The sequence below is a fragment of the Neorhizobium tunisiense genome, from assembly GCF_039631515.1.
In the GTDB taxonomy this organism is placed as follows: domain Bacteria; phylum Pseudomonadota; class Alphaproteobacteria; order Rhizobiales; family Rhizobiaceae; genus Neorhizobium.
Map to the genome: position 1 here is coordinate 569,376 of NZ_JBDIUU010000002.1, position 23,441 is coordinate 592,816.

General features: G+C 62.4%; 25 protein-coding genes. 13 read left to right on the plus strand and 12 right to left on the minus strand.

Annotated features, from left to right (window positions below; genetic code table 11):
- Nucleotides 1-38: 38 nt before the first annotated feature.
- Genes ABCW43_RS11810 through ABCW43_RS11820 form a run of 3 tightly spaced genes read left to right on the plus strand, consistent with a single transcriptional unit; the run spans nucleotide 39 to nucleotide 2,790 of the window.
- Complete coding sequence (locus ABCW43_RS11810; protein WP_345924480.1) at nucleotides 39-923, plus strand: heme/hemin ABC transporter substrate-binding protein; 885 nt, start codon at nucleotides 39-41, stop codon at nucleotides 921-923.
- Nucleotides 923-2,011 (plus strand): FecCD family ABC transporter permease, encoded by a 1,089-nt coding sequence (locus ABCW43_RS11815; protein WP_345924482.1) that lies wholly within the window; start codon nucleotides 923-925, stop codon nucleotides 2,009-2,011. The genes ABCW43_RS11810 and ABCW43_RS11815 overlap by 1 nt, the downstream gene beginning before the upstream one ends.
- Entirely contained in the window at nucleotides 2,008-2,790 is a 783-nt protein-coding gene (locus tag ABCW43_RS11820; protein WP_345924484.1) for a heme ABC transporter ATP-binding protein, read from the plus strand. The genes ABCW43_RS11815 and ABCW43_RS11820 overlap by 4 nt, the downstream gene beginning before the upstream one ends.
- A 12-nt stretch (nucleotides 2,791-2,802) precedes the next feature.
- Here ABCW43_RS11820 and ABCW43_RS11825 read toward each other — a convergent pair whose 3' ends face one another.
- Nucleotides 2,803-3,159, minus strand: a complete 357-nt coding sequence (locus tag ABCW43_RS11825) for a YbaN family protein (RefSeq protein WP_345924486.1) — start codon at nucleotides 3,157-3,159, stop codon at nucleotides 2,803-2,805.
- Between the two features lie 142 nt (nucleotides 3,160-3,301).
- Between ABCW43_RS11825 and galE the strand changes: the two genes are divergently transcribed.
- The 4 genes from galE to ABCW43_RS11845 all read left to right on the plus strand — a co-directional run bounded on the left by galE (nucleotide 3,302) and on the right by ABCW43_RS11845 (nucleotide 6,707).
- Nucleotides 3,302-4,291, plus strand: coding sequence for a UDP-glucose 4-epimerase GalE (gene galE, locus ABCW43_RS11830; protein ID WP_345925439.1), 990 nt, complete (start codon nucleotides 3,302-3,304; stop codon nucleotides 4,289-4,291).
- Nucleotides 4,292-4,299: 8 nt separating this feature from the next.
- Nucleotides 4,300-4,992, plus strand: a complete 693-nt coding sequence (ung, locus tag ABCW43_RS11835; protein WP_345924488.1) for a uracil-DNA glycosylase — start codon at nucleotides 4,300-4,302, stop codon at nucleotides 4,990-4,992.
- Between the two features lie 140 nt (nucleotides 4,993-5,132).
- Nucleotides 5,133-6,065: a VOC family protein gene (locus tag ABCW43_RS11840; RefSeq protein WP_345924491.1), complete on the plus strand. Its 933-nt coding sequence runs from the start codon at nucleotides 5,133-5,135 to the stop codon at nucleotides 6,063-6,065.
- Between the two features lie 27 nt (nucleotides 6,066-6,092).
- Nucleotides 6,093-6,707: an alpha/beta hydrolase gene (locus ABCW43_RS11845; RefSeq protein ID WP_345924493.1), complete on the plus strand. Its 615-nt coding sequence runs from the start codon at nucleotides 6,093-6,095 to the stop codon at nucleotides 6,705-6,707.
- Nucleotides 6,708-6,777: 70 nt separating this feature from the next.
- Here the strand turns inward: ABCW43_RS11845 and ABCW43_RS11850 are convergent, their stop codons facing one another.
- Complete coding sequence (locus ABCW43_RS11850) at nucleotides 6,778-7,695, minus strand: DUF4344 domain-containing metallopeptidase (RefSeq protein ID WP_345924495.1); 918 nt, start codon at nucleotides 7,693-7,695, stop codon at nucleotides 6,778-6,780.
- 346 nt (nucleotides 7,696-8,041) lie between these two features.
- Between ABCW43_RS11850 and ABCW43_RS11855 the strand changes: the two genes are divergently transcribed.
- The 3 genes from ABCW43_RS11855 (at nucleotide 8,042) to ABCW43_RS11865 (ending at nucleotide 10,484) form a co-directional block, all read left to right on the plus strand.
- The gene (locus tag ABCW43_RS11855) at nucleotides 8,042-9,469 is read left to right on the plus strand and encodes an aldehyde dehydrogenase family protein (protein ID WP_345924497.1); all 1,428 of its coding nucleotides are present in this window, start codon (nucleotides 8,042-8,044) and stop codon (nucleotides 9,467-9,469) included.
- Nucleotides 9,459-9,851, plus strand: a complete 393-nt coding sequence (locus ABCW43_RS11860) for a RidA family protein (RefSeq protein WP_345924499.1) — start codon at nucleotides 9,459-9,461, stop codon at nucleotides 9,849-9,851. The genes ABCW43_RS11855 and ABCW43_RS11860 overlap by 11 nt, the downstream gene beginning before the upstream one ends.
- A 204-nt stretch (nucleotides 9,852-10,055) precedes the next feature.
- Nucleotides 10,056-10,484 carry a L,D-transpeptidase gene (locus ABCW43_RS11865; RefSeq protein WP_306872592.1) on the plus strand — a complete coding sequence of 143 codons (429 nt, stop codon included), beginning with the start codon at nucleotides 10,056-10,058 and terminating at the stop codon, nucleotides 10,482-10,484.
- Nucleotides 10,485-10,489: 5 nt separating this feature from the next.
- Here ABCW43_RS11865 and ABCW43_RS11870 read toward each other — a convergent pair whose 3' ends face one another.
- Nucleotides 10,490-11,839, minus strand: a complete 1,350-nt coding sequence (locus tag ABCW43_RS11870) for a GAF domain-containing protein (RefSeq protein ID WP_345924503.1) — start codon at nucleotides 11,837-11,839, stop codon at nucleotides 10,490-10,492.
- Entirely contained in the window at nucleotides 11,836-12,306 is a 471-nt protein-coding gene (locus ABCW43_RS11875) for a pyridoxamine 5'-phosphate oxidase family protein (RefSeq protein ID WP_345924505.1), read from the minus strand. The genes ABCW43_RS11870 and ABCW43_RS11875 overlap by 4 nt, the downstream gene beginning before the upstream one ends.
- Nucleotides 12,307-12,444: 138 nt before the next feature.
- Here ABCW43_RS11875 and ABCW43_RS11880 point away from each other — a divergent pair, with 138 nt between their 5' ends.
- Both ABCW43_RS11880 and ABCW43_RS11885 read left to right on the plus strand, forming a co-directional pair.
- A complete protein-coding gene (locus ABCW43_RS11880; RefSeq protein WP_345924507.1) occupies nucleotides 12,445-13,986 on the plus strand; it encodes a flavin-containing monooxygenase in 1,542 nt (513 codons plus the stop codon).
- Between the two features lie 41 nt (nucleotides 13,987-14,027).
- The gene (locus ABCW43_RS11885) at nucleotides 14,028-14,651 is read left to right on the plus strand and encodes a YceI family protein (protein ID WP_345924509.1); all 624 of its coding nucleotides are present in this window, start codon (nucleotides 14,028-14,030) and stop codon (nucleotides 14,649-14,651) included.
- A 39-nt stretch (nucleotides 14,652-14,690) separates the two neighbouring features.
- Here the strand turns inward: ABCW43_RS11885 and ABCW43_RS11890 are convergent, their stop codons facing one another.
- Nucleotides 14,691-15,266 carry a transglycosylase SLT domain-containing protein gene (locus ABCW43_RS11890; protein ID WP_345924511.1) on the minus strand — a complete coding sequence of 192 codons (576 nt, stop codon included), beginning with the start codon at nucleotides 15,264-15,266 and terminating at the stop codon, nucleotides 14,691-14,693.
- A gap of 54 nt (nucleotides 15,267-15,320) precedes the next feature.
- Entirely contained in the window at nucleotides 15,321-16,523 is a 1,203-nt protein-coding gene (locus ABCW43_RS11895; protein WP_345924513.1) for a low temperature requirement protein A, read from the minus strand.
- Nucleotides 16,524-16,633: 110 nt separating this feature from the next.
- On the opposite strand from ABCW43_RS11895, the gene ABCW43_RS11900 reads away from it, so the two are divergent.
- Nucleotides 16,634-17,254 carry a GNAT family N-acetyltransferase gene (locus ABCW43_RS11900; protein WP_345924515.1) on the plus strand — a complete coding sequence of 207 codons (621 nt, stop codon included), beginning with the start codon at nucleotides 16,634-16,636 and terminating at the stop codon, nucleotides 17,252-17,254.
- On the opposite strand, the gene ABCW43_RS11905 is transcribed toward ABCW43_RS11900, so the two are convergent.
- The 6 genes from ABCW43_RS11905 to ABCW43_RS11930 all read right to left on the minus strand — a co-directional run bounded on the left by ABCW43_RS11905 (nucleotide 17,251) and on the right by ABCW43_RS11930 (nucleotide 23,405).
- On the minus strand, nucleotides 17,251-17,829 hold the full coding sequence (locus ABCW43_RS11905) for an NAD(P)H-dependent oxidoreductase (protein WP_345924517.1): 579 nt from the start codon (nucleotides 17,827-17,829) through the stop codon (nucleotides 17,251-17,253). The two genes, ABCW43_RS11900 and ABCW43_RS11905, sit on opposite strands and share 4 nt — an antisense overlap.
- A complete protein-coding gene (locus tag ABCW43_RS11910) occupies nucleotides 17,829-19,235 on the minus strand; it encodes an FAD-binding oxidoreductase (RefSeq protein WP_345924520.1) in 1,407 nt (468 codons plus the stop codon). Before ABCW43_RS11910 ends, ABCW43_RS11905 begins: the two co-directional genes overlap by 1 nt.
- 2 nt (nucleotides 19,236-19,237) lie before the next feature.
- The gene (locus ABCW43_RS11915) at nucleotides 19,238-20,548 is read right to left on the minus strand and encodes a cytosine deaminase (protein ID WP_445738928.1); all 1,311 of its coding nucleotides are present in this window, start codon (nucleotides 20,546-20,548) and stop codon (nucleotides 19,238-19,240) included.
- The gene (locus ABCW43_RS11920) at nucleotides 20,548-21,387 is read right to left on the minus strand and encodes an ABC transporter permease (RefSeq protein WP_345924522.1); all 840 of its coding nucleotides are present in this window, start codon (nucleotides 21,385-21,387) and stop codon (nucleotides 20,548-20,550) included. The genes ABCW43_RS11915 and ABCW43_RS11920 overlap by 1 nt, the downstream gene beginning before the upstream one ends.
- Nucleotides 21,387-22,211, minus strand: coding sequence for an ABC transporter ATP-binding protein (locus ABCW43_RS11925; protein WP_345924524.1), 825 nt, complete (start codon nucleotides 22,209-22,211; stop codon nucleotides 21,387-21,389). The genes ABCW43_RS11920 and ABCW43_RS11925 overlap by 1 nt, the downstream gene beginning before the upstream one ends.
- A gap of 177 nt (nucleotides 22,212-22,388) precedes the next feature.
- On the minus strand, nucleotides 22,389-23,405 hold the full coding sequence (locus ABCW43_RS11930; protein ID WP_345924526.1) for an ABC transporter substrate-binding protein: 1,017 nt from the start codon (nucleotides 23,403-23,405) through the stop codon (nucleotides 22,389-22,391).
- Between the last annotated feature and the right edge of the window lie 36 nt (nucleotides 23,406-23,441).

The following is a 23,441-nucleotide window of genomic DNA, read 5'->3' on the forward strand; positions in this document are numbered from 1 at the left end:
ATTTGGGGCCTCGGCTTGGGTACAAGGAGCAGAGTATCATGGGGTCTTCCTTCACCGTGAGGGGGCTTTTCGCAGCCGTCCTCCTGGGCACCGGTCTCGTCGCGGGCGTCGCTGCGGCGTCCGACAAGGGCAATCCGGAGGCCAGGCGGATTGTCTCCATCGGCGGCACGATCACCGAGATACTCTACGCGCTCGGAGCCGAGGATAGGATCGTAGCACGGGACTCGACGAGCTTCTATCCGGATGCGGCCAATTCCAAGCCCGATGTCGGTTACATGCGCGCCCTGTCCGCGGAAGGCATTCTCGGCCAGAAGCCCGATCTGATCCTGATGGAGGAGGGCTCGGGTCCGCCGCCGGTCCTCGAAATCCTCAAAGCCAGCGAAGTGCCGATGGTGGTCATCCCTACGCCGCCGAAGGTGGATGCAATCGGCAGGAAGATCCGGGACGTGGGCGTTGCCGTCGGGCTGCCCGACAAGGCCGAGGCGCTCGCAGCAAAGACCGAAGACGGGCTGAAGAAGCTCGCCGCCGACGTCGCCAGGATCCCCGGCCCGAAAAAGAAGGTTTTGTTCGTGCTTTCGCTTGCCAATAACCGCGTCATGGCGGGCGGCGGCGATACGGAAGCGGGCGCGGTGATCGAAATGGCCGGCGGTATCAATGCCGCGCCGACGGTTAACGGCTACAAGCCGCTTGCCGACGAAGCCGTCATCGCCGCCAAGCCGGATGTCGTGCTTTCCATGTCTCGGGGCGACCACACAATCACACCGGAACAGGTTTTTGCGATACCGTCGATGCAGACGACGCCGGCCGCCGCCAGCAAGGCGCTGGTCACCATGGACGGCCTGCTGCTGCTCGGCTTTGGCCCGCGCACGCCGGAGGCTGCCCGTTCGCTCGCGGCCCAGATCTATCCCGGGGCGATCAAGTGATGATGAAGGCGCTGGCGATGCCCTTTCGTCCGGCGGATGATGGAGACCGGACCCGCCACGGGGTCGTCGTGCTTCTTCTGCTGACGGTGATGCTGTTTGCCGCGTGCCTGCTTTCGCTCGGCATCGGCCCGACCGGCGTCGGCCTGCGCGATCTCTGGACCTATGCGACCGGCAACAGCGCCAGCCTTTCGACCCAGGAGCGCGTGATCCTCGAGGCGGTCCGGCTGCCGCGCACAGCGCTCGGCCTTCTGGTCGGCGCCGGGCTTGCCGTCTCCGGGGCGATGATGCAGGGCCTGTTCCGCAATCCGCTCGCCGATCCCGGTATCGTCGGGGTCACTTCCGGCGCGGGGCTTGCCGCGGTTGCGGCGATCGTACTCGGCAACGGCATTCTGGCGCCGGTCGCCATGGTGCTCGGCAACCAGTTCCTGCCGCTGATGGCCTTCTTCGGCGGTCTCTTCAACACCTGGGCGCTCTACATCATCGCCACCCGCGACGGGCGGACCTCGACGACGACGTTGATCCTGTCGGGCATCGCGATCGGCGCGCTTTCGGCGGCGCTCATGGGCCTGCTGATCGTCATGGCCGACGACCGGCAGTTGCGCGATATCACTTTCTGGAACCTCGGCTCGCTCGGGGGCGCCACGTTCGGACGGGTATTGTCCATCCTGCCTTTCGTCGGCGCAGTGATGGTGATCATGCCCTTCGTGGCGCGCGGCCTCGACGCGCTGGTACTTGGCGACGCGGCCGCGTTCCACATGGGCATACCGGTGCAGCGGCTGAAGAAGATCGTCATCGTCGCGGTCGCCGCCGCCTGCGGCTCGACCGTCGCCGTCGCCGGCTCGATCGGTTTCGTCGGCATCGTCGTACCGCACCTGCTGCGCCTTGTCATGGGGCCGTCGCACCGCTTCCTGCTGCCGGGCTCGGCGCTCGGCGGCGGCGCGCTGCTGCTGGTTGCCGACAGCGTTGCGCGCACCGTGGCCGCTCCGGCGGAGCTGCCGATCGGCGTCATCACGGCACTGTTCGGTGCTCCGGTCTTCCTCTTCCTGCTGCTGGGCAAAAACGGCATCACCACGCGGGACTTGCCATGATTTCCGCCGAACACGTCACCGTCACCCGCTCGGGCCGCAAGCTGCTCGACGATGTCGGCCTCGATCTCGAACCGGGCAAGTTCACCGTCGTCATCGGTCCGAACGGTGCCGGAAAATCGACGCTGATGAAGGTGATCTCCGGCGAGATGAAACCGGATATGGGTTTCGTTGCCTATCACGGCACCAGCGTCGAACTCTGCCAGCCGGTCGAACTCGCCAGACGCCGGGCGGTGCTACCGCAGGCCACGCAGCTTGCTTTCCCCTTTACCGCGCTAGAAATCGTCCGCATGGGGGCGGTGGCGCAAGGGGCACTCAATCCGACCGAGCAGGCTCGCCAGGCGCTCTCTCGCGTCGGACTTCGCGGGTTCGAAAGCCGGCCCTATCCGTCGCTGTCGGGCGGCGAGCAGCAGCGGGTGCAGTTTGCCCGCGCCCTCGCGCAGGTGCCGCAACCGGTCGCCGACGGCGTGCCCCGGGCGCTGTTTCTCGACGAGCCGACCGCCAGCCTCGACCTCGGCCACCAGATCTCGGTGCTGGAGATCGCCCGCGATTTCGCCAATGCCGGCGGCATCGTGCTCGCCATCCTGCACGACCTCAACCTGGCGGCTGAGTTCGCAGACCATCTCGTGGTGTTGAACCACGGCCGGGTGGTGACGGAAGGCGCCTGCACGGAAACGGTCAACGACGAGATCATCGCCAGTGTCTATGGAATAACCGGCGCCGTCGGTCGTCTGCCGGCTGCGCACATTCCCTACGTCCTGCCGCAATCGCGGCACCGTTGAACGTTCAAGTGATCAGGTATCGGGCCGGGTGACGATGAAGGTTGCCGATCCGAGCATGACCGCGGCCACCAGCGCCGCCCGCCACAACGGCGGCGAGGTGCCGAACAAGAAGACCGCATAACTCACCGCCATCAGCGAAATGGCGGCGATCTTCGCCTTGCGCGCAATCGCACCCTTTTCCCGCCAACTGCGCAGTGACGGTCCGAATTTCGGGTGGTCGAGCAGCCACGCCTCGAGCCGCGGCGAGGAGCGGGCGAAACAACCGACTGCCAGAAGCAGGAACGGAGTGGTGGGCAGGACAGGTAGAAACGCGCCGACAATGCCGACCGCGACGAACAGCCATCCGAGGACGAGAAACAGGAGACGCATGAAATGACCTATGGAATATCCTGAGTAGGATAGACAAGTTCGGAAGCGGCGTCTCCACCCAAATTTCTCGTGGTCGTCCGCCCTTCCCATTTAAGCGTCGCCGGTTATAGTGCGGCCGGCTTCAATAACCGCAGGGAAAATGATGTCGAAACAGAAAGTGCTCGTGGTCGGCGGGGCCGGCTATATCGGTTCCCATACGTGCCTGGTGCTCGCCGAGCGGGGCTATGAGCCGATCGTCTTCGACAATCTCTCCAACGGGCATGCGGAGTTTGTGCGCTGGGGTGAGCTGGAACAGGGCGATATCCGCGACCGCGCCCGGCTCGACGAGGTGTTTGCCAAGCACAAGCCCGACGCCGTGCTGCATTTCGCGGCGCTGATCGAGGTGGGTGAATCGGTCAAGAATCCGGTCGCCTTCTACGACAACAATGTCATCGGGGCGCTGACGCTCTTGTCGGCGGCGATCGATGCCGGTGTGAAGGCCTTCGTATTCTCCTCCACCTGCGCGACCTACGGCCTGCCGGATCGCGTGCCGATGGACGAGACGCATAAACAGGCGCCGATCAACCCCTATGGTCGCACCAAGTTCATCATCGAACAGGCGCTGAAGGACTACGGCACCTACAAGGACCTGAAGTCGGTCATGCTGCGCTATTTCAATGCCGCCGGGGCTGATTTCGAAGGCCGGATCGGCGAATGGCACACGCCTGAGACCCACGCCATTCCGCTTGCCATTGAAGCGGCGCTCGGCCGCCGCCAGGGGTTCAAGGTGTTCGGTGACGATTATGACACCCGCGACGGCACCTGCGTGCGCGACTATATCCACGTGCTCGACCTCGCGGATGCGCATGTGCGGGCGGTCGATTACCTTCTCGCAGGCGGCGAGACGGTCGAACTCAATCTCGGCACGGGCACCGGCACGACCGTGAAGGAACTGCTGGGGGCGATTTCGGAGGTTTCCGGCAAACCCTTCCCCGTGGAATATGTCGGCCGGCGCGAAGGTGATTCCACCTCTCTCGTCGCCAATAACGACAAGGCGCGGGCGGTGCTCGGCTGGGAGCCGAAATACAGCCTGAACGATATCATCCGTTCGGCCTGGGACTGGCATTCCCGCTCCAACCACCACGTGATTTGAGGAAGGACATGGCGGAAGGCGAGGTCAAGCTCGAGGAAAGCTGGAGACACGCGCTCGGGCCGGAATTCTCCAATCCCTATATGGGTGAGCTCAAGCGTTTTCTCGTTGCCGAAAAGGAAGCGGGCAAACGCATCTTTCCGAAGGGCTCGGAATATTTTCGCGCGCTCGACCTGACGCCGCTCGACGAGGTAAAGGTCGTCATCCTCGGCCAGGACCCCTATCACGGGCTCGGGCAGGCGCATGGCTTGTGTTTTTCCGTCAGGCCCGGCGTGCGCATTCCGCCGTCGCTCGTCAACATCTACAAGGAGATGGAGACGGATCTCGGTATTCCGCCGGCCAGGCACGGCTTCCTTGAACACTGGGCGGAGCAGGGCGTGCTTTTGCTCAACAGCGTGCTGACCGTCGAGGAGAGCCAGGCGGCCTCGCATCAGGGCAAGGGCTGGGAACGGTTTACCGACGCCGTCATCCGCACCGTCAACGACGAGTGCGATGGCGTCGTCTTCGTCCTTTGGGGCTCCTATGCCCAGAAGAAGGCGGCCTTCGTCGATCAGCAGCGCCACCTGGTGCTGAAATCCGCGCATCCATCGCCGCTGTCGGCCCACAACGGCTTTCTTGGCTCGCGACCCTTTTCGAAGGCGAATGCCTACCTGCAGTCGATCGGCAAGGATCCGGTCGACTGGCGCCTGCCTGAACAAGTTTAATTCTGTGAACGATTAACTATTTGTCGTCTACGCAGAGTGAACAATGCGTTCGGATCGTCGCGTCTATCCAATTCGCGGTCGTTCCACCATTTTAACTCCAGAAAGCAGGCCGCACAGGTGGCCTCAGAAAGGGGTTTAAAATGCTCGACCAGATCAAAGGGCTGCACCACGTCACGTCGATGGCTGCCAGCGCCAGCACCAACAACAAGTTCTTCACCGATACGCTCGGCCTTCGCCGGGTCAAGAAAACCGTCAACTTCGACGCTCCGGATGTCTATCATCTCTACTATGGCGACGAAGTCGGTTCACCCGGCTCTGTGATGACCTACTTCCCGTTTCCGCATATCGCCCGTGGCCGTCAGGGTACCGGCGAAGTGGGGACGACGCTCTTCTCGGTTCCTGAAGGCTCGTTCGGTTTCTGGACCGACCGGCTGACGAAAGCCGGCGCCGACGGCATCAAGGCCGACACCGCGTTCGGTGAAAACCGCCTGCATTTCGCCGGTCCCGATGGCGACGGGTTCGCGCTCGTCGAAGTCAAGGACGATGCCCGCAAGCAGTTTGTCGGCAACGGCATTTCCGAAGACCATGCGATCCGCGGCTTCCATTCCGCTTCGCTTCGTCTTCGCGATGAAGGGGCGACCGCTGAACTCCTGAAGTTCATGGGTTACAGCCAAGCCGACGCCCAGGATGGCGTGACCCGCCTGATCATGCCGGGCGGCAACGGTGCCGATGTCATCGACATCGAAACCATGCCGAACATTGCCCGCGCCAATCTCGGTGCAGGCTCGGTCCACCATATCGCCTTTGCCGTCGAGAACCGCGCAACGCAGCTCGAAGTCCGCAAGGCGCTGATGGATACCGGTTACCAGGTCACCCCGGTCATCGATCGCGACTACTTCTGGGCGATCTATTTCCGCACCCCGGGTGGCGTGCTGTTCGAAATCGCCACCAACGAACCCGGTTTCGATCGCGACGAGGACACCGCCCATCTCGGTGAAGCCCTGAAGCTGCCCGCACAGCATGCACATCTGCGGGCAACGCTCGAACAACATCTCGAACCGCTGGACGCCTAGTCAAGCACAGCGTCCAAGGAGACTATCATGAGTTACGACAGTTATGTGCACCGGGCGCGCCCCGGTGCACCCGGAGCGCCGATCCTGTTCGTCTTTCACGGCACCGGCGGCGATGAAAACCAGTTCTTCGATTTTGGCGGCCGGCTTTTGGCCGGTGCCACGGTGATCTCGCCGCGCGGCGACATTTCCGAACACGGCGCGGCGCGCTTCTTCAGGCGCAAGGCCGAAGGCGTCTACGATTGCGAAGATCTTGCCCGGGCGACCGAGCGGATGAGCGAATTCGTCGCCGCCAACCGCGAGCGCTACGGTTCCTCGACCGTGCTTGGCCTCGGGTTCTCGAACGGGGCGAACATTCTCGCCAATATTATGATCGAGAAGCCCGGCCTGTTCGATGCGGGTGTGCTGATGCATCCGCTGATCCCGTTCACGCCGAAGGACCGCAAGGCCGAAGACAAGGCCCGTGTCCTGATCACGGCCGGCCAGCACGACCCGATCAGTTCCATCGAGCAGACCAGCGCCCTTGCCGACTATTTCCGGCGGCAGGGCGACACGGTGACGTTGGAATGGCACGGCGGCGGGCACGAGATCCGCCCCAACGAGATCGAAGCCGCCAAGACGTTCTTGGCGCCCTATGGCGCTTGAACGCGACAATGAAAATGCCCGACGTCAATCTTTTGAAGGATGACGCCGGGCTCACTTTTGCGGGCGCGCGCTACCAGCGCGCCGTCGCCTTGCCGAACAGGTTCTGGAGAGTGGGCTTTTTCTCGTCGTCGACCGCCTCTTCGCTCTCGCCGGTTTTGCCCTCTTCCTCTTTGAAATATTTGGCGACCGTCTGCATGTGCCACTGCATCAGCTCATAACAGTATGTCACTTCCCGTCCGCCCGCCGACCAATAGGCATTCGGCTCACCGCAATCGGCGGCCGTCAGCTTGATGCCGTCGTCCAGCTTGTAGAGGCCCGAGAGAAGCTCGGCGAGGATATCCAGAACCTTCGCCGTCTTCGTCAGGTCGGCGTAGTCCTCAAGTTCCTTGTTGTTCGGCTTCTTGTAGGTGATCGTAAATTTGTTGTTCTGCCCGTCGGTCCGCAGATGCGGTTTCAGGACGCCGAACCAGCTGTCATGGGCTTTCAGATATTCGCCGACGCACTGCCTGCGGCGTTCCTCCGGAAATTCAAGGTTGTCGGCCGATTCCTTGAATTTCTCCGCATCCTTGCCGACCATCATGCAGACCATGCTGAAGGCGCGCTGGCGGTCGAGCGCGTGGACGTCCCACATGGCCAGTTCCTCTTCGGCGGCCTCGCTGGCCTCTGCGGAAAATGTCCAGCCATCGACGGAATCGGTGAGCGCCGTATCGAAGACTTCATCGTCGGCTTCCAGCAGGAGCAGCGTGGAGAGCGTGTCCACGGCATCCTCCTCACGGCCAAGAACCGGCAGGTTGAATTCCGAAACCAGCATGTGTCCGGCTTCGTGGAACAGGAAAAACAGCGCGTTGCCGAATGCGAACTCGACGCTGTCCTCGACCTGCTGCTTGGAAAGACCCTGAAGGTCGTCGGTGAGGGCCGTCGCCTGTGCGCCGGGCATCGGCAGCGCAAAAAGCCCGAGAAGGGCGAGAGGGAGAAGGCTGCGTCGCATCGGGCCTGCCTGCTTTCTGAAAGCCGTGTTGATCTGCCGCGTCCAGGCGTTGCGGAAACTCCGTGGCCGTCGCGAGGATGATCTATTCGATAACATCGAGCTTTTAAGTTCGGATGAAGCGGTATTGTTGCTGATATCTTTCGACGGGTTTTGCGAATATTTAAGACGTGTTGATGCTCCCCGGCTTTCCTTGGCCCGCAAGAGCAAGGGCGTCGGCTGCCGAACGCTGCGTGGCGATGGAACAAGCTTCCGCACTTCGTCTTTTCGACGCATCCGGGCGGGCTTGCGAGGGAGATGGCGATGGCCGATAGTGGCTCACCATTCCTCGATCGCGCGGAGGTTTCCCATGAGCAACCACTTGAAATTCTTCATTGACGGCGTCTGGATCGAACCGGCCATTCCAGTCGCGCTGGACGTTATCGACCCGTCCACCGAAGAGGCCTATACGCGGATCGCGCTCGGCTCCAAGGCGGATGTGGACAAGGCCGTCGCGGCCGCCAAGGCCGCTTTCCCGACTTTCTCCCGGTGGTCGAAGGAGGAGCGGCTGGCGCTGCTCCGCCGTATCCTTGTCGAATATGAAAAGCGTTACGAGGATATCGCGCAAGCCGTTTCCCAGGAAATGGGTGCGCCGATAGGCTTTGCCCGGGACGCGCAGGCCGCCGCGGGGCAGGGGCATCTCAAGGCAACGATCGAGGCGTTCGAAGCCTACGAATTCACCGAGACGCGCGGTACGACGACCATCGTGAAAGAGCCGATCGGCGTCTGTGCGCTGATCACCCCGTGGAACTGGCCGCTCAACCAGATCGTCTGCAAGGTGGCACCGGCGATCGCCGCCGGCTGCACCATGGTGCTCAAACCCTCCGAGATCGCGCCGATCAGCGGCATCATCTTTGCGGAAGTGATGGAGGCGGCGGGTACGCCGAAGGGCGTCTTCAACCTCGTCAACGGCACCGGCCCGGACGTCGGGCAGGTGATGGCAGGCCATCCGGATGTCGACATGGTGTCCTTCACCGGCTCGACCCGCGCCGGGGTGATCGTCGCCAAGACCGCCGCCGATACGGTGAAGCGCGTGGCACAGGAGCTTGGCGGCAAATCGCCCAACATCATCCTGGCAGACGCCGAGTTTGAAAAGGCGGTGGCGGAGGGCGTGACCGCCTGCTTTGCCAATTCCGGCCAATCCTGCGACGCCCCGACCCGAATGCTGGTACCGGCCAGGCGTCACGACGAGGCGCTTCAAGTTGCCAAGGCTGCGGCCGAAAAACTGAAGACCGGCGATCCCCGCGCCGATGGCATAGATCTCGGCCCGGTTGTCAGCCAGGTACAGTTCGACAAGATCCAGCGGCTGATCGAGGCCGGCATCGCCGAAGGCGCGACGCTCGTCACCGGCGGTCCCGGCCGGCCGGAAAACCTCAATCGCGGCTATTACATCCGCCCCACCGTGTTCGGAAACGTTACCAACGACATGACCATCGCCCGCGAAGAGATCTTCGGGCCGGTCCTGTCGATCCTCTCTTACGAGACGGACGAGCAGGCGATCGAGATCGCCAACGACACGCCCTACGGGCTTGCGGCCTATGTCCAGTCCGGAGACCTTGCCCATGCCCGCAAGGTGGCGGCGCGGCTGCGTGCCGGTTCTGTGTTCATCAATTATCCCGCATGGGATCTCTTCGCGCCCTTCGGCGGCTTCAAGCAATCCGGCAATGGCCGCGAGTATGCCGACTGGGCCATTCACGACTTCCTCGAAATCAAGGGTATCGTCGGTTATGGCATTTAAGACATTCAATCCAACCTCCGTCCGCAAGCCGTTCGGCGGCTACAATCACGGTTTGCTCGTCCCTGCGGGGGCAAGCCTGCTGGTGACCTCCGGCCAGCTCGGCATCTCGCCGGAAGACAGGATTCCGCCGGATGTGGCTGGCCAGGCCGAACTCTGCTTCAAGGCGATCGGCGCCATCCTCGAAGAGGCGGGCATGACCTACTCGGACGTCATCCGCATTTCCGGCTTCGTCACCAGCCGCGAGGATTTTCCCGCCTACATGGCGGTGCGGGACCGCTATACGCTCGAGCCGAAACCGGTCTCGACGCTGATCGTCGTCGGCGGCTTTACCCGTGCCGAATTCCTGGTCGAAGTGGAAGTCACGGCGGCGAAAGTGTTTTGAAGCAACGCCGAATAGAGATGCCTCTCCCGTGCGTCCCGTGTAGGGGAGGGGCCTACGGTATTCAGTCTTTATTGATCACGTAGTTGTTTTATTGCAGCGATGGCTGCCGAATTTGTGATTTGCGGAGAATATCGCCCTCCGGTTTAAATATTCCTTGAGCTGATTGGGGTATCGTTTGCTCTAGGGTTTTTATTGGGGGTTTTTATGCATCGTATCGTAATGGGTGCCGTGGCACTTCTGTGTGCGCAATTTCTCGCGCCCGCTGCCTTTTCCGCAAGTCTTGTTGCCAGCGTCAGCCTGTCGTCGCAGACCATGACCGTCGAGCAGGATGGTGTCGTCGTCTATGAATGGAAGGTCTCGACCGCTCGTCCCGGCTATTCGACGCCGACGGGAAGCTGGGGGGCCAAGTGGCTGTCCCGGGACCACCGTTCGCGCAAATACGATGACGCGCCGATGCCGTTTGCGGTGTTCTACAATGGTGGTTATGCCGTCCATGCGACCTTCGAGACGAAGCGGCTCGGCCGACCTGCCTCGCATGGCTGCATCCGCCTGCATCCCGAAAATGCAGCGACGTTCTTCTCGCTCGCCAGCCGGCATGGACTGTCGAACACACGCATCGTCGTCAGCCGCTAAGCGGTCTACACGACGTCCTTGCTGAGCCGCAGCTGGCCTTCGATGAGAAGCCCAATCCGGCCGCGGCCGAGGCGGGCCAGACGGATCGGCAGCCGCTTCTCGTCCAGCCGTCGGCGGAGAAGCAGCAACCGCGTTTCCAGATTGTCCTTGAAGTCAGGCAGTTTCAGCGCCGCGTCGAGCCGGATCTCGCGGTTGGTGAATTCCAGCCGGCCGCTTTCCTTGTGCTGTTCGAGCATCGAGGCGAGCAGCCTGCCTGCGACCCCCTTGATGACGTAGTCGCCGTCGACGAAAACGCTGTCATCGAAGCGATGGTGGACAACCTGAACCGTCTTTTCGGACGTCGGCGGCTGGACCCGGACCGGCCGTTGCGGTTCGGTTTCAAGCGACAGCTTCTCGCTCAGGGCCAGTGCCATGGCTGCCTGGCTGGCAATCATCGCAAGGGCCGCCTCGTCCTCGCCGGTGAAAGCGATGCGGTCGCGGCTTTCGAGGAAAAGCACGCCGCGCACCACGCCCGCGGCGATCAGCGGCACGGCAATCTGGCTCATCGCATCCGGCATGCCGGGGAGCGGGATTGCCCGCGTCCGGTTTTCGTCCGCGGAGGAGCCGCGCACGGCAGCGCCGAAGCGGCGGATGCGGCTCATGTCGCTCAGCTTGACGAGACGCCCGCCTGCGGCAGCCGCGCCGATCACGCCTTCGTCGACAGGAATATCCGAACCGATGCCGGACGGGACATAGCCCATGCTGCCGATGGTGATGAGCTGGTTGCGCTCTTCATAGAGTTGCAGCAACAAGCCGTGCTCGAAGCCGAACTCCGTGCGCAGGCGCTCCAGCATGGCGTCGATGATGCCGTCCGCATCCGCCTCCGCGGCGATCGCCTCCGCAATCCTGGCGGCTGCGGTCAGGCGGTTCCGTTTTGGTCCTCGGGTTTCGGCGGTCTGAACCTGGGAGGGGATCGCCGCAATACTTGTGACGCGGAAGACGTCGAGATTGCGCAGCTTCATGATACCAGCCATGCCGACCTGAGCGCTGCTGGCGTCGATCTGCAGCGCGATGTGATCGAACAGCGGTCCCGCCTCCAGGGTGTGGGCGAAGACCAGTTCCAGCCGGTATTGTGCTGAATTGCGTGCATCGACCAGCAGCAGCATCGCATGCGGGTTCAGGCGGATGTTGGCTGCGGTCTTGGCGAAGAACTGGTTCGAGAGCGCCACATGCCGATCGTCGACCATGGCGACATGCGAGAGATAGGAAATGTTCGGCAACCCGTCGGCATCCGCCGTCGAGATGATCGAGGGGATCACGCCTTCGAAACAGGCTTCGAGATCGGCCAAGGTCAACCTGATCGGCGTCGGCGTCATGGGGTCGGGCTCCAGATACGTTCCCCGGCGCGAGAGCCGGGCGTCTGCACGAAGACCGAGGCGACGCGCATCGTGATCAGCATCGGATCGCGGTTCGACAGCACCGGCATGATCAGTTCCGGCAGCATGCCAAGTCTCATCTGGGTCGAAACGATCGCGACGATGTACTGGGACGAACGCTCCACCTCGTCCGGCTCTGCGGGCCGTATGGTCGCCTGCCCCTTCAGTTGATAGGAGACGTAGTCCGATGGCCTGGCGAAAGTGACGGCAATTCTGCCGTTTTCGCGCAGATTGGCGACAGTCTCGGGCCATTGCCAGGCTGAGGTCACGAGATTGATCGTATCGCTTCCGGTGGACGTCCATGCGCCCACGGCTCGGCCGATCTCCGGCCGGCGGGCAGCGTTCGAACTGCCGATGATCTGCATCACCGGGCTTTCTATGAAGCCTGCGATTTCGTCCCCGAACATCGAGCGTTTCCCCCTTTGGACAGGTTCATAGCGCAGTTAGGCAGGTTTTAGGATTCCCGCGACCCAACTTAATGAGCTTTTAGGAAACGACATTCTCGGAACTGGCTAAAGCGCTCCCATCGAACAAGGAGCAAGCTGATGTCTACTGAAAATCATCTCAAAATGCCTGAGAATACGGTCGCCGTGATTGGCGCCGGTCCTGCCGGCCTGGTCGCCGCGCGCTTCCTCATCGCCCGCGGGCTGGTCCCCGTCATCTTCGAGGCCTCGTCCCGCCTCGGCGGTCAATGGAATTCCGCTTCGGCCGCCAGCGCCATCTGGCCCGGCATGCGCACCAATACCAGCCGCGTCATGACCGCCTTTTCAGATCTCGACCACCCGACCGAAAGCGCCGTTTATCTGCGGCAAGAGGAGATGCTCGATTACCTGGAACGATATGCCTTCACCTTTGGCCTGCTGCCGCATCTGAGACTGAAGACGCGGGTCGAGCGGCTTGAGCGGGCTGGCAATGGCTGGCTGATCCGTTCGGCAGAAGACGGGGAGGAGCGTTCCGAAGTCTTCCAGCGGGTTATCGTCGCCACCGGACGGCAGAACGTGCCCGACCTGCCCGCAGTACCGGGACTCGATGCTTTTGCCGGAGCTCTCGGCGCCGCCCACACAGCCCAGTATAACGGCCCGGAGCGTTATCGCGGGCGCAAGGTGCTTGTCGCCGGCTGCTCGATCAGTGCGTTGGAGATCGCCTCCGATATCGCGCTCAGTGGTGCGGCCCAGGTGGTCTCCACCAGCCGCCGGCAACGCTACATCCTGCCGAAGGTCATCGCCGGGGTGCCGACGGATCACGTGATGTTCAATCGAGCCGCAGTGCTGATGGAAAGTGTATTGCCGCCGGACGTGCTGGCCGAGGGGCTGACCAGGAAGATCCTCCAGGTGGCCGGTTCTCCCGACCAGTTCGGGGCGCAGAAGCCGGAAGGCAATGCCTTTGCGGCGGGCATCTCCCAGTCGCAGGGTTTTCTGCCGGCGGTGGCGGAGGGCCGGATCGCGGTGAAGCCCTGGATCGAGCGGATCGACGGTCACACCGTCTGGTTCCGTGACGGGACGAGCGCCAATGTCGACGCCATCCTGTTCGGTACGGGTTACCGCCTGTCGATGCCCTGGCTTTCGGAGGATATCGTCCGGACGATCGGGCTCGATGGTTATGGCGCCGATCTTCACGATCATACCTTCCACCCGGACCTGCCGGGACTCGCCTTCCTCGGCCTGTTCGATCTGGTCGGACCGACCTTCCCGGTTCTCGAATTGCAGGCGCGCTGGGTGGCCCAGTGCTTCGGAAACAAGCAACCGCTCCCGACGCGGGCGACGATGCTTGCCGGGGTTGACCGCAGCCGCGCCACGCGCTCGGGCCCGTTCAGCCTGCCGATGCATGTGGCGGCGCTCACCTTCGCCCGCAATGCTGGTGTGGAGCCGGACCTGGCAAGCTGGCCGGACCTCGAACGGGCGCTGCTCTTCGGGGCGCTCTCGCCGATCTCCTTCCGTCTGCAAGGGCCGGATGCCCTGCCGCACGCACTGGCGAAGACAGCGGTTGCGGCGGCTGCCTTCGGGGCGATCACGGTCGACGATTTCACCGCCGAGGAAGAGAGCATCCGCCAACTCCTCAAGCTCCGCCCGGTTCAGACGGCGGCTTGAACACTTCAACCATCGATTCATGTTCTTCAACAAGAGAGGCTATGCTTATGAAATGCCTATATGTTCTCGCGCTCTCGGCGCTGTTCGCCACGCCCGCCTTCCCCCAGAGCAGGCCGGCGCCCGCGCCTTCCGGCACCTATGTGTCCGACCCTGCCCATTCGAGCGTCACCTGGAAAGTCGGTCATTTCGGGCTGTCGAACTATACGGCCCGTTTCACCCAGATGAGCGCGGAGCTCCTCTGGGATGCGAAGAACCCGGCGGCTTCGAAGGTGTCGGCCAGTATCGATCCGACCTCGGTGCGCACCGATTTCCCGTTTCCCGACGTCGAAAATTTTGACAGGAAGATCGGCAGCGACGGGAACTTTCTGGCGGCTCAGCCGATCAGTTTCGTATCGACCGAGGTCAAGGTGACGGACGAGAACAAGGGGCAGATGACCGGCGACCTCACCTTTCGCGGCCTGACCCGTCGAGCGACGTTCGACGTCACGTTCAACGGCTCGATGGCCGAACACCCGATGGAGAAGGCGCCGAAGCTCGGCTTTTCTGCCATTGCCAGGATCAGACGCAGCGAATGGGGCCTCACCCTTTATGTGCCGGCGGTCAGCGACGAGGTGACGATCCTGATCGAGACGGAACTCGCGCCTGCGAAGAAGGCGACGAATTGATCCGAGAAGGCGGCGGCGTCGGCAACCGGCGCCGCTTCATCAATAGCCGCAGCTTCTGAGCTGCGCTTCGTATTTGGCGGCCATGCCGGCGGATTTCTGCGCGGTCTGCTTGACGCCGTTGCCGAACTCGCCGCGCGCGTAGCCGGCCTGGCCTGTGTAGTAGGCGAGGTAGAGGTTGTAGCTGTCGCTCAGTGGAATGCCGTTCTTGAGATGGCTCTGATTGTGATACCAGCCGACGAAATGGATGGCATCGCCGAAATCGGTGCGGCTGGCGTTCCAGCGGCCGGTATCCTTCTTGTAGGTCAGCCACGTACCGTCGAGAGCCTGGGCGTAACCATAGGCCGTCGAGGGGCGTGTCCACGGGATGAAGCCGAGCAGTTTGGTGCGCGGCGGCCGGGCATAGGGCTGGAAGCCGGATTCCACATAGATGGTCGCCATCAGGATCGGCACCGGCACGCCGAATTCCCGCTCGGCCTTTTTGGCATCACGCGCCCAGTTGTTGAATAGCCCGTCGCGCTGCTCGAAGATCGCGCAGGCATTGGTGACCCGGCTCGGCGCAGACGCGCAGGCAGACAGGGACAGTGTCAGGAGGGCGATGAAAAACGCAATACGCATCGCTTAATCTCTCGGTTTCCAGAGATTAATAACCGGTAAAATTTAAGGAAAAGTTTAGCGGCCGGGGTGAGATGTCGGTGACGCCAAATAAGCACGTCCGGCAAACAGGTTGCGTACGATGACGCCGAGCGCGGTCGTCGCCGCGATGCCTTCGAGGCCGAGCCCGATGGCTGGCGCGACGAGGCCAAGCAGACCGAAGATAAGAAGCGCATACCGGCCGAAGCCGGTGCAGGCGAAACGGTCGCGTACGAACCAGAGGCTTGCGAAATAAATCGCGACCGGGATCGCCACGGCATAATCGCCGACGATCAACGATACTTCCGCATGATGAGTGATAATGTCGACGAGCGCGGCAAAACCAGCGCCGACCGCGGCCCCGGACGCGAAGATGAAGAAGTGGCCGTAACCCCATTGCAAGGCGCGGCTGAGCCTGTGGCTGCCAAGGTGTTCCTGCCGGGAGAAATAAGCCCACCAGAGCGCAAAGACGATGATCAGTGCCGAAAGTGCGGTATGGACCAGCATGAGGTTGAATTCGCCGGCAAACTGGCGCAGCGCGATGGAGCCGGCAAGCAGGGTTTCGCCGAGCACGATGATGTTCAGGAGGCCGTAGCGTTCCATGATGTGGTGCCTGTGCCAAGGCGTGTTGCCGCTGAGCGGCTCGGCAATTGCCGGGACGGCGAGTTCAAGCAAGGCGCCCAAAACCCACAGCGCCAGGCCGAAGCCGGTCGATACCGATTGCGTCATCAGGTAGACCACCCAGTAGATCTGCACCAGGAAGATGCCGACGGCATAAGCGAGGTTCGTCCTGCGGCGGGCGGGGTCATGGTAGGCGGCGCGCAGCCAGAGCAACACCATGGCGAGACGCATGACGACATAGCCAAAAACGACCATGGTCAGATCCGGAGCCGCCGTAAAGAGGAACTGGATGCCGGCCGCCATGGTCAGCGACCCGCCCATCAGGACCATCGTCAAAAGCCGATAGACGACGTCGTCATTATCATAGGCGGATGAGAACCAGGTGAAGTTCATCCAGGCCCACCAGATGCAAAAAAAAGCGATCAGAAAGGTGACGACACCTTGGCCGGCGTGGTTCTCCGCGATCGCATGGTGCAGCCCTCCCGCGGCGGATGCGATCGCGATCACCGACACTAGGTCGAACAGCAGTTCGAGCGGGGTTGCGGCCCGGTGATGCTCGTCCGGATCACGGGGATGCAAGGGGCGCAAGATGCTGGCGAGTGGTGAAACCTGGTTCGTCATCGTCTGCCGTGTTCCTGGACATGAAGATTCGCGATGTGGGGAAATAGCGCAAAAAAGCGCCTTCAAGTAAAGGGTGTGGGCGGTGTGGCGATGATTGGAGCTTTCGGAGGATGCGTGGGGTTCTTGAGACGGAAAGGCTGACCTTACGGGAGATCACCAAGGCCGATCTGCCGATTTTGCATCGCATCTTTGGCGATTCCGGGAGCATGCGTTTCTATCCGCGCGCCAAGAGTTTCGAAGAGACCGAAACGTGGTTCGAAAAGCTTGCCTTCCGGAGTTATGAGGAAAACGGCTTCGGTCTCTGGGGTGTCATGGAAAAAGTGACCGGTGAGTTGGTTGGCGACTGTGGCATTTCCCTTCAGCCAACGCCGAAGGGCCTGGAGCCGGAGATCGGATATCATCTTCGGCGCGAATGGCTCGGTCGCGGTTATGCTGTTGAAGCGGCCGCTGCGTGCCGTGATTTTGGCCTCGGTCGCCTCGGTTTCACGCGGATCGTCTCGATCGTCAGCCCGGAAAATATTCCGTCGCTCCGGGTTGCGGCGAGAATCCATCAGCGATGGGAAACCTATCGGACGGTGACGGCGGCCGGGAAAGAGGTGGATCGGTTCCTGTTCATATCCGAGCGCGGCGTTGGTGCGCCGACCGGTCTCTGGTCGAACGCCGAGACCCGCGCTGCGATGGTGGAGGCCGACGCCCTGCTATTGACGCGCCGCCGCGATACGGGGAGCTAAAACCGCTCCATCTCGCGCTTCACCTTGTCCAGAAATGCCGCACGCGTCTGCGGCGTGCAGTTGTTCATGTCGTAATGGGCCAGAAATTTCACCGGCCTTGCCGGGTTGGTCTGTACCCGCAGCACACGCTTCGAGAGTTTGCGCGGCGGGTCGCCGGCGAGGAAGGCGCGCCAGCGGGTGGCGCCGTAGGTTGTCACCACCGCCACCTTGTCGATATGCAGTTTTCGCGTCAGCCTGCCGTCCTTCAGTTCGAAGGTGATGCCCGGCAGCCAGACGCGGTCGAAATAGCCTTTCAGCATGGCCGGCCAGCCGAAATTCCAGACCGGCGTGACGATCACCAGCCCTTCGGCCGCCTGCAGCCGGTCGACATAGGGTTTCACCAGCGACAGGTTGTTGGGATAGTCGTGATAGACCATCCGGTCATGGCGCGACATGACCGGATCGAAACCTTCGGCATAGAGGTTGCAGTCATCCACCTCGTGCCCGGCTCTGGTCAGGCTTTCGCGCGCTTGGGCGTGCAGGGCCGCGCCATAACTTTCCTCGACCGGATGCGAATGGATGAGCAGGACCCGCATCAGCCACCTGCTGCGGCAAGGCCCGGGAAGAGGTAGTTCTTGCCGGCCGAGAAATCGAAGTCGGGATTGTCCCAGGCGATCATCTTGCCGGGGTTCAAGAGTCCCTTTGGATCGGTCTCCTTCTTGAAGGCGAGCTGGACCACGTCCGTCTGCTTCATGCCGCCTTCCTCCAGCGTGTAGCGGTGCGGATTGAAGATCGGGCAGCCGTTGTCGCGGTGGATCTGCATGATCTCCTCCAGCCGCTCTTTGGTCGTATAACGGACGAGCGGAAGCCCGGAGCACTGCATGCGGCCGTCGAACTTGATGAATTCCAGATGGCCCGGCACCTCGTCGCCGAAGAGCTTGGTCATCTTCTCGACCTTGGCGACATGATCCGGCCCCGGATACTGGACCTGCAGATAGGTGAAGCCGGGATCGACCTTGAGGGCCCGCAACGTCGTGTGGTTCCAGGCGAGTTCATAGGCGTGAGGGATGCCCTTCATGCTTTCCACCTTGTCGGAGCGGAACAGGATCTCGCCCTTCTGGCGCTCGGCAAAGGCGGTGAACGCGTCCATCGAGTGCGGCGCCACCATCAGCACGACGATCGACTGGTTGCGGTCGCGCAGGAACGGCTTGTGGCGCGGGAAATAATCGTAGGGGATGGGTGCGGCGATCGGCGCGATTTCCTTGATCAGCAGGCCGTTCTTGTGGGCCAGCGCATCGCCGAACCGCACCGCGTCCATGAAATCGTCGTAACCGACCAGCACGTCCACCCAGTCATAAGCCGGGGCGAGCGGCATCTCGACCTCGACGATGATGCCGTTTGTGCCGTAGGCGTGGGTCACCTTCTGCAGGTCCCAGGCTGTCAGGTCGAGCACGCGCGGCTCGGCCTCCATGGTGACGACGCGCAGCCGCAGGATGTTGCCGAGGTCGCGCAGACCGCCCCAATGGATCGAGCCGACGCCGCCGGAACCGCCGGCGACGAAGCCGCCGATGGTCGCCGTCTGGGCGGTTGAGGGGTGGAAACGCAGTTCCTGGCCGGAATGGGCCTTGGTCTGACGGTCGAGTTCGGCAATCACGATGCCGGGTTCGGCGATGACACGGCCAGGATGGATTTCCTTTACCTTGTTCATGTTGATGAGGTTGAGCACGATGCCGCCGGACAGCGGCATGGCCTGGCCGTAATTGCCGGTGCCGGCGCCGCGCGGGGTCACCGGCACGCCATGCGCGAAGGCCACCTTCAGTACCCGGATCACCTCTTCCTCGCTTTTCGGCGAGACGACGAGATCGGCGGTGACGCTTTCGAGTTCTTCCTTGAGGATCGGTGAATACCAATAGAAATCGCGGCTCTTCTGGCGCACCAGGGCCGGATTGTCCTCGATCGCGAGGCCTTCGAGTTCTTTCTTGATCTGTGCGTAGTCCGGCATGTTCACTTGTCCAAAATCGGGTCCAGGTCACGGTAATCCGGCAGGCGACGGTCGATGCCCATGCCATTCCGCATCACGATGCGGTCGGCCTGCGGACGGGAAAGGAATTCGCTCCAGCGCCGGGCGCTGAACAGTACGAGGTCGGCGGGGCCACCTTCAGCGATCACGCCGATATCCGGCCGGCCCAGGATTTCGGCGGGCGTCGAGGTGACGACGCGGGCGGAGGTATCGAGCGGGTGGTCGAGATGCAGGATGCGGACCGCCTCGCGGAACACCTCGACCGGATCCATGTCGCCATAGGCGTAGAACGGATCGCGGGTGTTGTCGGAGGAGACGGCGGTCTTGACGCCGGCGGCCGCCAGCTCGTGGAACAGCGTGACGCCGCGCCAGCGGGGGGTGCGATCCGCATGGCGGTCCTGGAGGTACATGTTGCACATCGGGAGTGACACAACGGAGATACCGGCGCTCGCGACCTTGTCGATGACGCGTTTTGCCGTCTCGTCGTCCTGCCGCGCCAGCGAGCAGCAATGGCCGACGGTGACCGAACCTTCGAAACGGTTGCGGATTGTCGCCTCGGCGATCTGTTCCAGAGTGAGAACCTGTTTGTCTTCCGTCTCGTCCACATGCAGGTCGATGTCGAGGCCGTTGTCGGACGCAGCTTTGAAGAGCGTGTCGAGGATCCGCTCGAAATCCGGCAGGATGCGAGTGGCGCCGCCCAGCAGCCCGCCATATCGCTTCGTTGTGGCGACGATGCCGCCGAAGATGCTTTCGTCGAGCACACATTCGAGCGGCAGCAGGGCGACCGCCTGCAGCGCTATCCGGTCCTTCCAGTCGGCGCGGAGCTCGTCGAACAGCGGGAAGGAGATATCCGGCTGCGGCGGGATCGAATCGAGATGAGTGCGGATCAGCTTGGTGCCGTGGGCATAGGCGCTTTTCAGCGAAAATTCGAAACGGGCGCGGATGTCTTCGGTAGACCAGTTGGCGATCCGGTCCTCGCGCACGTTCATCAATGCGCCTTCGAACGTGCCGTCCGGGTTGGGGCGGCGGTCCCAGAAATGGCCCTTGTCGAGATGGGTGTGCATGTCGGCGAAGCAGGGCCAGATCATGCTGCCGCGCATGTCGGCGGTGACCAGATCGGCGGGTGCCGAACCTGCCGGCAGGATCGCCTCGATCTTCCCGTCCGCGATGATCAGATCGGCCGACACGAGACCGTCCTTGGCGACGGAGGGCAGGCCTTTGACGAGAACCGCCGGCAGTGTGGCATTGGCGAGCGCGAAACGGCGGGCGTCGGGAAGCGTCATGAAGGCAGTCATCAGTTTTCTCTTTTCAGGCTGCTTTCATGCCAGCGATGCAGGAAGAACCAGGAAATGAACGAGGTGATCGCAAAGATGACCACGCCGAGCAGCGACAACAGGACCAGTGCCGCAAACAGGCGCGGGATGTTGAGGCGATATTGGGATTCCAGCAGACGGAAGGCAAGGCCGGAGCCGGCGCCGGCAGAGCCCGCGGCGAACTCCGCCACGACAGCCGCGATCAGCGCCAGGCCGCCGCCGATCCTGAGCCCCGTCATGAAATAGGGCAGCGACGAGGGAAGCTTCAGGTAAAGCAGTGTCTGCCAGCGGGAGGCGCCGTAGAGGTCGTAGAGGTTGAGCAGGTTATGATCGACGCTCTTCAGACCCTGTACCATGTTCGAGAGGATCGGGAAAAAGGCGACAAGGAAGGCACAGATCAGGAGCGCCACCTGCGTCGTCGGCGCGTAGATCAGGATCAGCGGCGCGATCGCCACAATCGGGGTGACCTGCAGGATGACGGTGATCGGGTAGAAGGCCGTCTCGATCCATTTCGACTGGACCAGGAAGATGGCGATGCCGACGCCACCGATCAGCGCCAGGGCCAGCGCCTGCATGGTAATCTGCGTCGTCACCCACAGGGCAGGGGAGAGCGTGCCCCAGTCGTTGTAGAGCGAATTGGCGACCGCCAGCGGCCCCGGCAGGATATATTGCGGGATGCTGTTGACGGTGATGATGAACTGCCAGAGGAGGACGAGGCAAATCACCACGCAGATCGGGATCAGGGTGCGCAGCAGCGTGTCGCGGTTGCGGGCGAAAAAGCCGGCTTTCGGCGGGACGACGGCGGGTGCGTTGTCGGTCATCAGTGTTCCTCCCCGCCGATCGCTTCGAGAAGCATGTTCGAGACCTTTTCGCAGGCCTGGCGGTAGTCTTCGGACGTGCGGTAGTGGGCGTCGCGGCTCATGCTCGTTTTCAGCGGGAAATCCGCATGCACCCGGCCGGGACGGGCCTTCATCACCACGATGCGGTTCGAGAGATAGGCGGATTCGAAGACGGAATGGGTGACGAAGATCACCGTGATGCCCGTCTCGCGCCACAGCCTGAGCACGTCGTCGTTGAGTTTCTGACGGGTGATTTCGTCGAGTGCCGCAAACGGTTCGTCCATCAGCAGCAGCTTCGGCTTGGTGACCAGCGCGCGAGCGATCGAGACGCGCATCTTCATGCCGCCCGACAGTTCTCGCGGATAGGCATCGGCGAAATCCTGCAGACCGACCGTTGCCAGTGTCGTCATGATCTCGTCGCGGGCGGCGGATTTGGAGACGCCGCGCAGTTTCAGCGGCAGGTAGACATTGCCGAACACTGTCTGCCACGGCATCAGCGTCGGCTCCTGGAAGACGAAGGAAATGTCGCCTTCCGGCAGGCCCTGCGAATTGATGCGGGAACTCGGCCAGTCGATCGTGCCCGTCGAGACGTCGCCAAGGCCGGCAATGATGCGCAGCGCCGTCGATTTGCCGCAGCCGGAAGGACCGAGCAGGCTGACGAACTCGCCGCCCTCAACCGTCAGCGACATGTCGGAGAGCGCCAGCGTGCCACTCGAGAACATTTTCGACACGGTGCGCATGACGACCAGCGGTCGTCTGCGGGCGTCTCCGGGAGCGGGCATCAGCGGGGCTTGGGATGTGGTCATGCTTCACTCGATCAGAAGGGCGGCATTTGCCGCTTCAGCTTCCCTTTAAGGGGGGCTCTGGCATCTGGGTGTTCGGCGGTGCGAGGTTGGGGAGGGGCTTCGTTGCGGCCAAAACCCCTCCCGCCGCCGGCCACCCTCCCCCATGCGGGGAGGGTCAAGAATGCCGCTCCATTCACATTACTTCTTCAGCGCCATGCCAACGCCCTTGCAGACGAATTTGGTCGAATAGGCCTTCTTGTAATCGAGGTCGGCCGGTTCGACGCCAATCGCGACCATCGAGTCAAAGAACTTCTTGTAGCGCTCGTCGGTGATGCAGCCGATGCCCTTGGTCTCGGCGTCGCCCGAAACCACGATGCCGTATTCCTTCATCTTGGCGATGGAATAGGCGATCTGGCCATCCGTCATTTCCGGATTGTCCTTCTTGATCAGATCGTTGCCGGCTTTGTTGTCACCATAGAGGTAAGTGTACCAGCCCTCGAGAGAGGCATCGACGAAACGCTGCACGACGTCCGGCTTCTTGTCGATCATCGGCTGCGTGGTGGTGATCATCGTCGAATAGGGGCCGTAACCGGCATCGGCGATCAGGAACACTTTCGGCGTCCAGCCGGCCTGCTTGCCGATCTCATAGGGTTCGGAGGTCAGGTAACCCTGCTGCGCAGAGGTCTTGTCGGCGATGAAAGGGGCCGGGTTGAACGTGTAGGGCTTGAACTGTTCGTCCTTGAAGCCTTTGAAGTTCTTCTTCATCCACTCGAAATAGGTAGTGTAGCCTTCCTTGCCCATGAAGATGGTCTTCATCTTGGCGAGGTCCTCGAACTTTTCGACGCCCGCGTCGGGATGGGCGAGCAGGACCTGCGGGTCCTTCTGGAAGATCGAGGCGACGCTGACCAGCGGGATGCCCTGCTTGACGGCATCCATGTCGCCGAGCGGGCCGCCCATGTAGAAATCCACCTTGCCGGCGATCAGCAGCGCGCGGTTGGCGGCGTTCGGACCGCCCTGCACGATCTTCACCTTCAGGCCATGCTTTTCGTAGGTGCCGTCGGCGACGGCCTGGTAGAAGCCGCCATGCTCGGCCTGGGCAAGCCAGTTGGTGCCGTAGGAGACTTCATCGAGGGCTGCTGCAGGCTGAGCGGCGAGTGCCATCGCCGAAAGGCCGGCGGCAGCCAGAAAACGTTTCATCATCAATGATTTGGACATGTCGCTTTGTTCCCCTGTTAAACCGTGCGGCATCGT

What these genes read in the sequence shown, in the direction of transcription:
- ABCW43_RS11810 (WP_345924480.1), top strand. Translation starts at nt 39, where the DNA reads ATGGGGTCTTCCTTCACCGTGAGGGGGCTTTTCGCAGCCGTCCTCCTG.
- ABCW43_RS11815 (WP_345924482.1), top strand. Translation starts at nt 923, where the DNA reads ATGATGAAGGCGCTGGCGATGCCCTTTCGTCCGGCGGATGATGGAGAC.
- ABCW43_RS11820 (WP_345924484.1), top strand. Translation starts at nt 2,008, where the DNA reads ATGATTTCCGCCGAACACGTCACCGTCACCCGCTCGGGCCGCAAGCTG.
- ABCW43_RS11825 (WP_345924486.1), bottom strand. Translation starts at nt 3,159, where the DNA reads ATGCGTCTCCTGTTTCTCGTCCTCGGATGGCTGTTCGTCGCGGTCGGC.
- galE (WP_345925439.1), top strand. Translation starts at nt 3,302, where the DNA reads ATGTCGAAACAGAAAGTGCTCGTGGTCGGCGGGGCCGGCTATATCGGT.
- ung (WP_345924488.1), top strand. Translation starts at nt 4,300, where the DNA reads ATGGCGGAAGGCGAGGTCAAGCTCGAGGAAAGCTGGAGACACGCGCTC.
- ABCW43_RS11840 (WP_345924491.1), top strand. Translation starts at nt 5,133, where the DNA reads ATGCTCGACCAGATCAAAGGGCTGCACCACGTCACGTCGATGGCTGCC.
- ABCW43_RS11845 (WP_345924493.1), top strand. Translation starts at nt 6,093, where the DNA reads ATGAGTTACGACAGTTATGTGCACCGGGCGCGCCCCGGTGCACCCGGA.
- ABCW43_RS11850 (WP_345924495.1), bottom strand. Translation starts at nt 7,695, where the DNA reads ATGCGACGCAGCCTTCTCCCTCTCGCCCTTCTCGGGCTTTTTGCGCTG.
- ABCW43_RS11855 (WP_345924497.1), top strand. Translation starts at nt 8,042, where the DNA reads ATGAGCAACCACTTGAAATTCTTCATTGACGGCGTCTGGATCGAACCG.
- ABCW43_RS11860 (WP_345924499.1), top strand. Translation starts at nt 9,459, where the DNA reads ATGGCATTTAAGACATTCAATCCAACCTCCGTCCGCAAGCCGTTCGGC.
- ABCW43_RS11865 (WP_306872592.1), top strand. Translation starts at nt 10,056, where the DNA reads ATGCATCGTATCGTAATGGGTGCCGTGGCACTTCTGTGTGCGCAATTT.
- ABCW43_RS11870 (WP_345924503.1), bottom strand. Translation starts at nt 11,839, where the DNA reads ATGACGCCGACGCCGATCAGGTTGACCTTGGCCGATCTCGAAGCCTGT.
- ABCW43_RS11875 (WP_345924505.1), bottom strand. Translation starts at nt 12,306, where the DNA reads ATGTTCGGGGACGAAATCGCAGGCTTCATAGAAAGCCCGGTGATGCAG.
- ABCW43_RS11880 (WP_345924507.1), top strand. Translation starts at nt 12,445, where the DNA reads ATGTCTACTGAAAATCATCTCAAAATGCCTGAGAATACGGTCGCCGTG.
- ABCW43_RS11885 (WP_345924509.1), top strand. Translation starts at nt 14,028, where the DNA reads ATGCTTATGAAATGCCTATATGTTCTCGCGCTCTCGGCGCTGTTCGCC.
- ABCW43_RS11890 (WP_345924511.1), bottom strand. Translation starts at nt 15,266, where the DNA reads ATGCGTATTGCGTTTTTCATCGCCCTCCTGACACTGTCCCTGTCTGCC.
- ABCW43_RS11895 (WP_345924513.1), bottom strand. Translation starts at nt 16,523, where the DNA reads ATGACGAACCAGGTTTCACCACTCGCCAGCATCTTGCGCCCCTTGCAT.
- ABCW43_RS11900 (WP_345924515.1), top strand. Translation starts at nt 16,634, where the DNA reads ATGCGTGGGGTTCTTGAGACGGAAAGGCTGACCTTACGGGAGATCACC.
- ABCW43_RS11905 (WP_345924517.1), bottom strand. Translation starts at nt 17,829, where the DNA reads ATGCGGGTCCTGCTCATCCATTCGCATCCGGTCGAGGAAAGTTATGGC.
- ABCW43_RS11910 (WP_345924520.1), bottom strand. Translation starts at nt 19,235, where the DNA reads ATGCCGGACTACGCACAGATCAAGAAAGAACTCGAAGGCCTCGCGATC.
- ABCW43_RS11915 (WP_445738928.1), bottom strand. Translation starts at nt 20,548, where the DNA reads ATGACTGCCTTCATGACGCTTCCCGACGCCCGCCGTTTCGCGCTCGCC.
- ABCW43_RS11920 (WP_345924522.1), bottom strand. Translation starts at nt 21,387, where the DNA reads ATGACCGACAACGCACCCGCCGTCGTCCCGCCGAAAGCCGGCTTTTTC.
- ABCW43_RS11925 (WP_345924524.1), bottom strand. Translation starts at nt 22,211, where the DNA reads ATGACCACATCCCAAGCCCCGCTGATGCCCGCTCCCGGAGACGCCCGC.
- ABCW43_RS11930 (WP_345924526.1), bottom strand. Translation starts at nt 23,405, where the DNA reads ATGTCCAAATCATTGATGATGAAACGTTTTCTGGCTGCCGCCGGCCTT.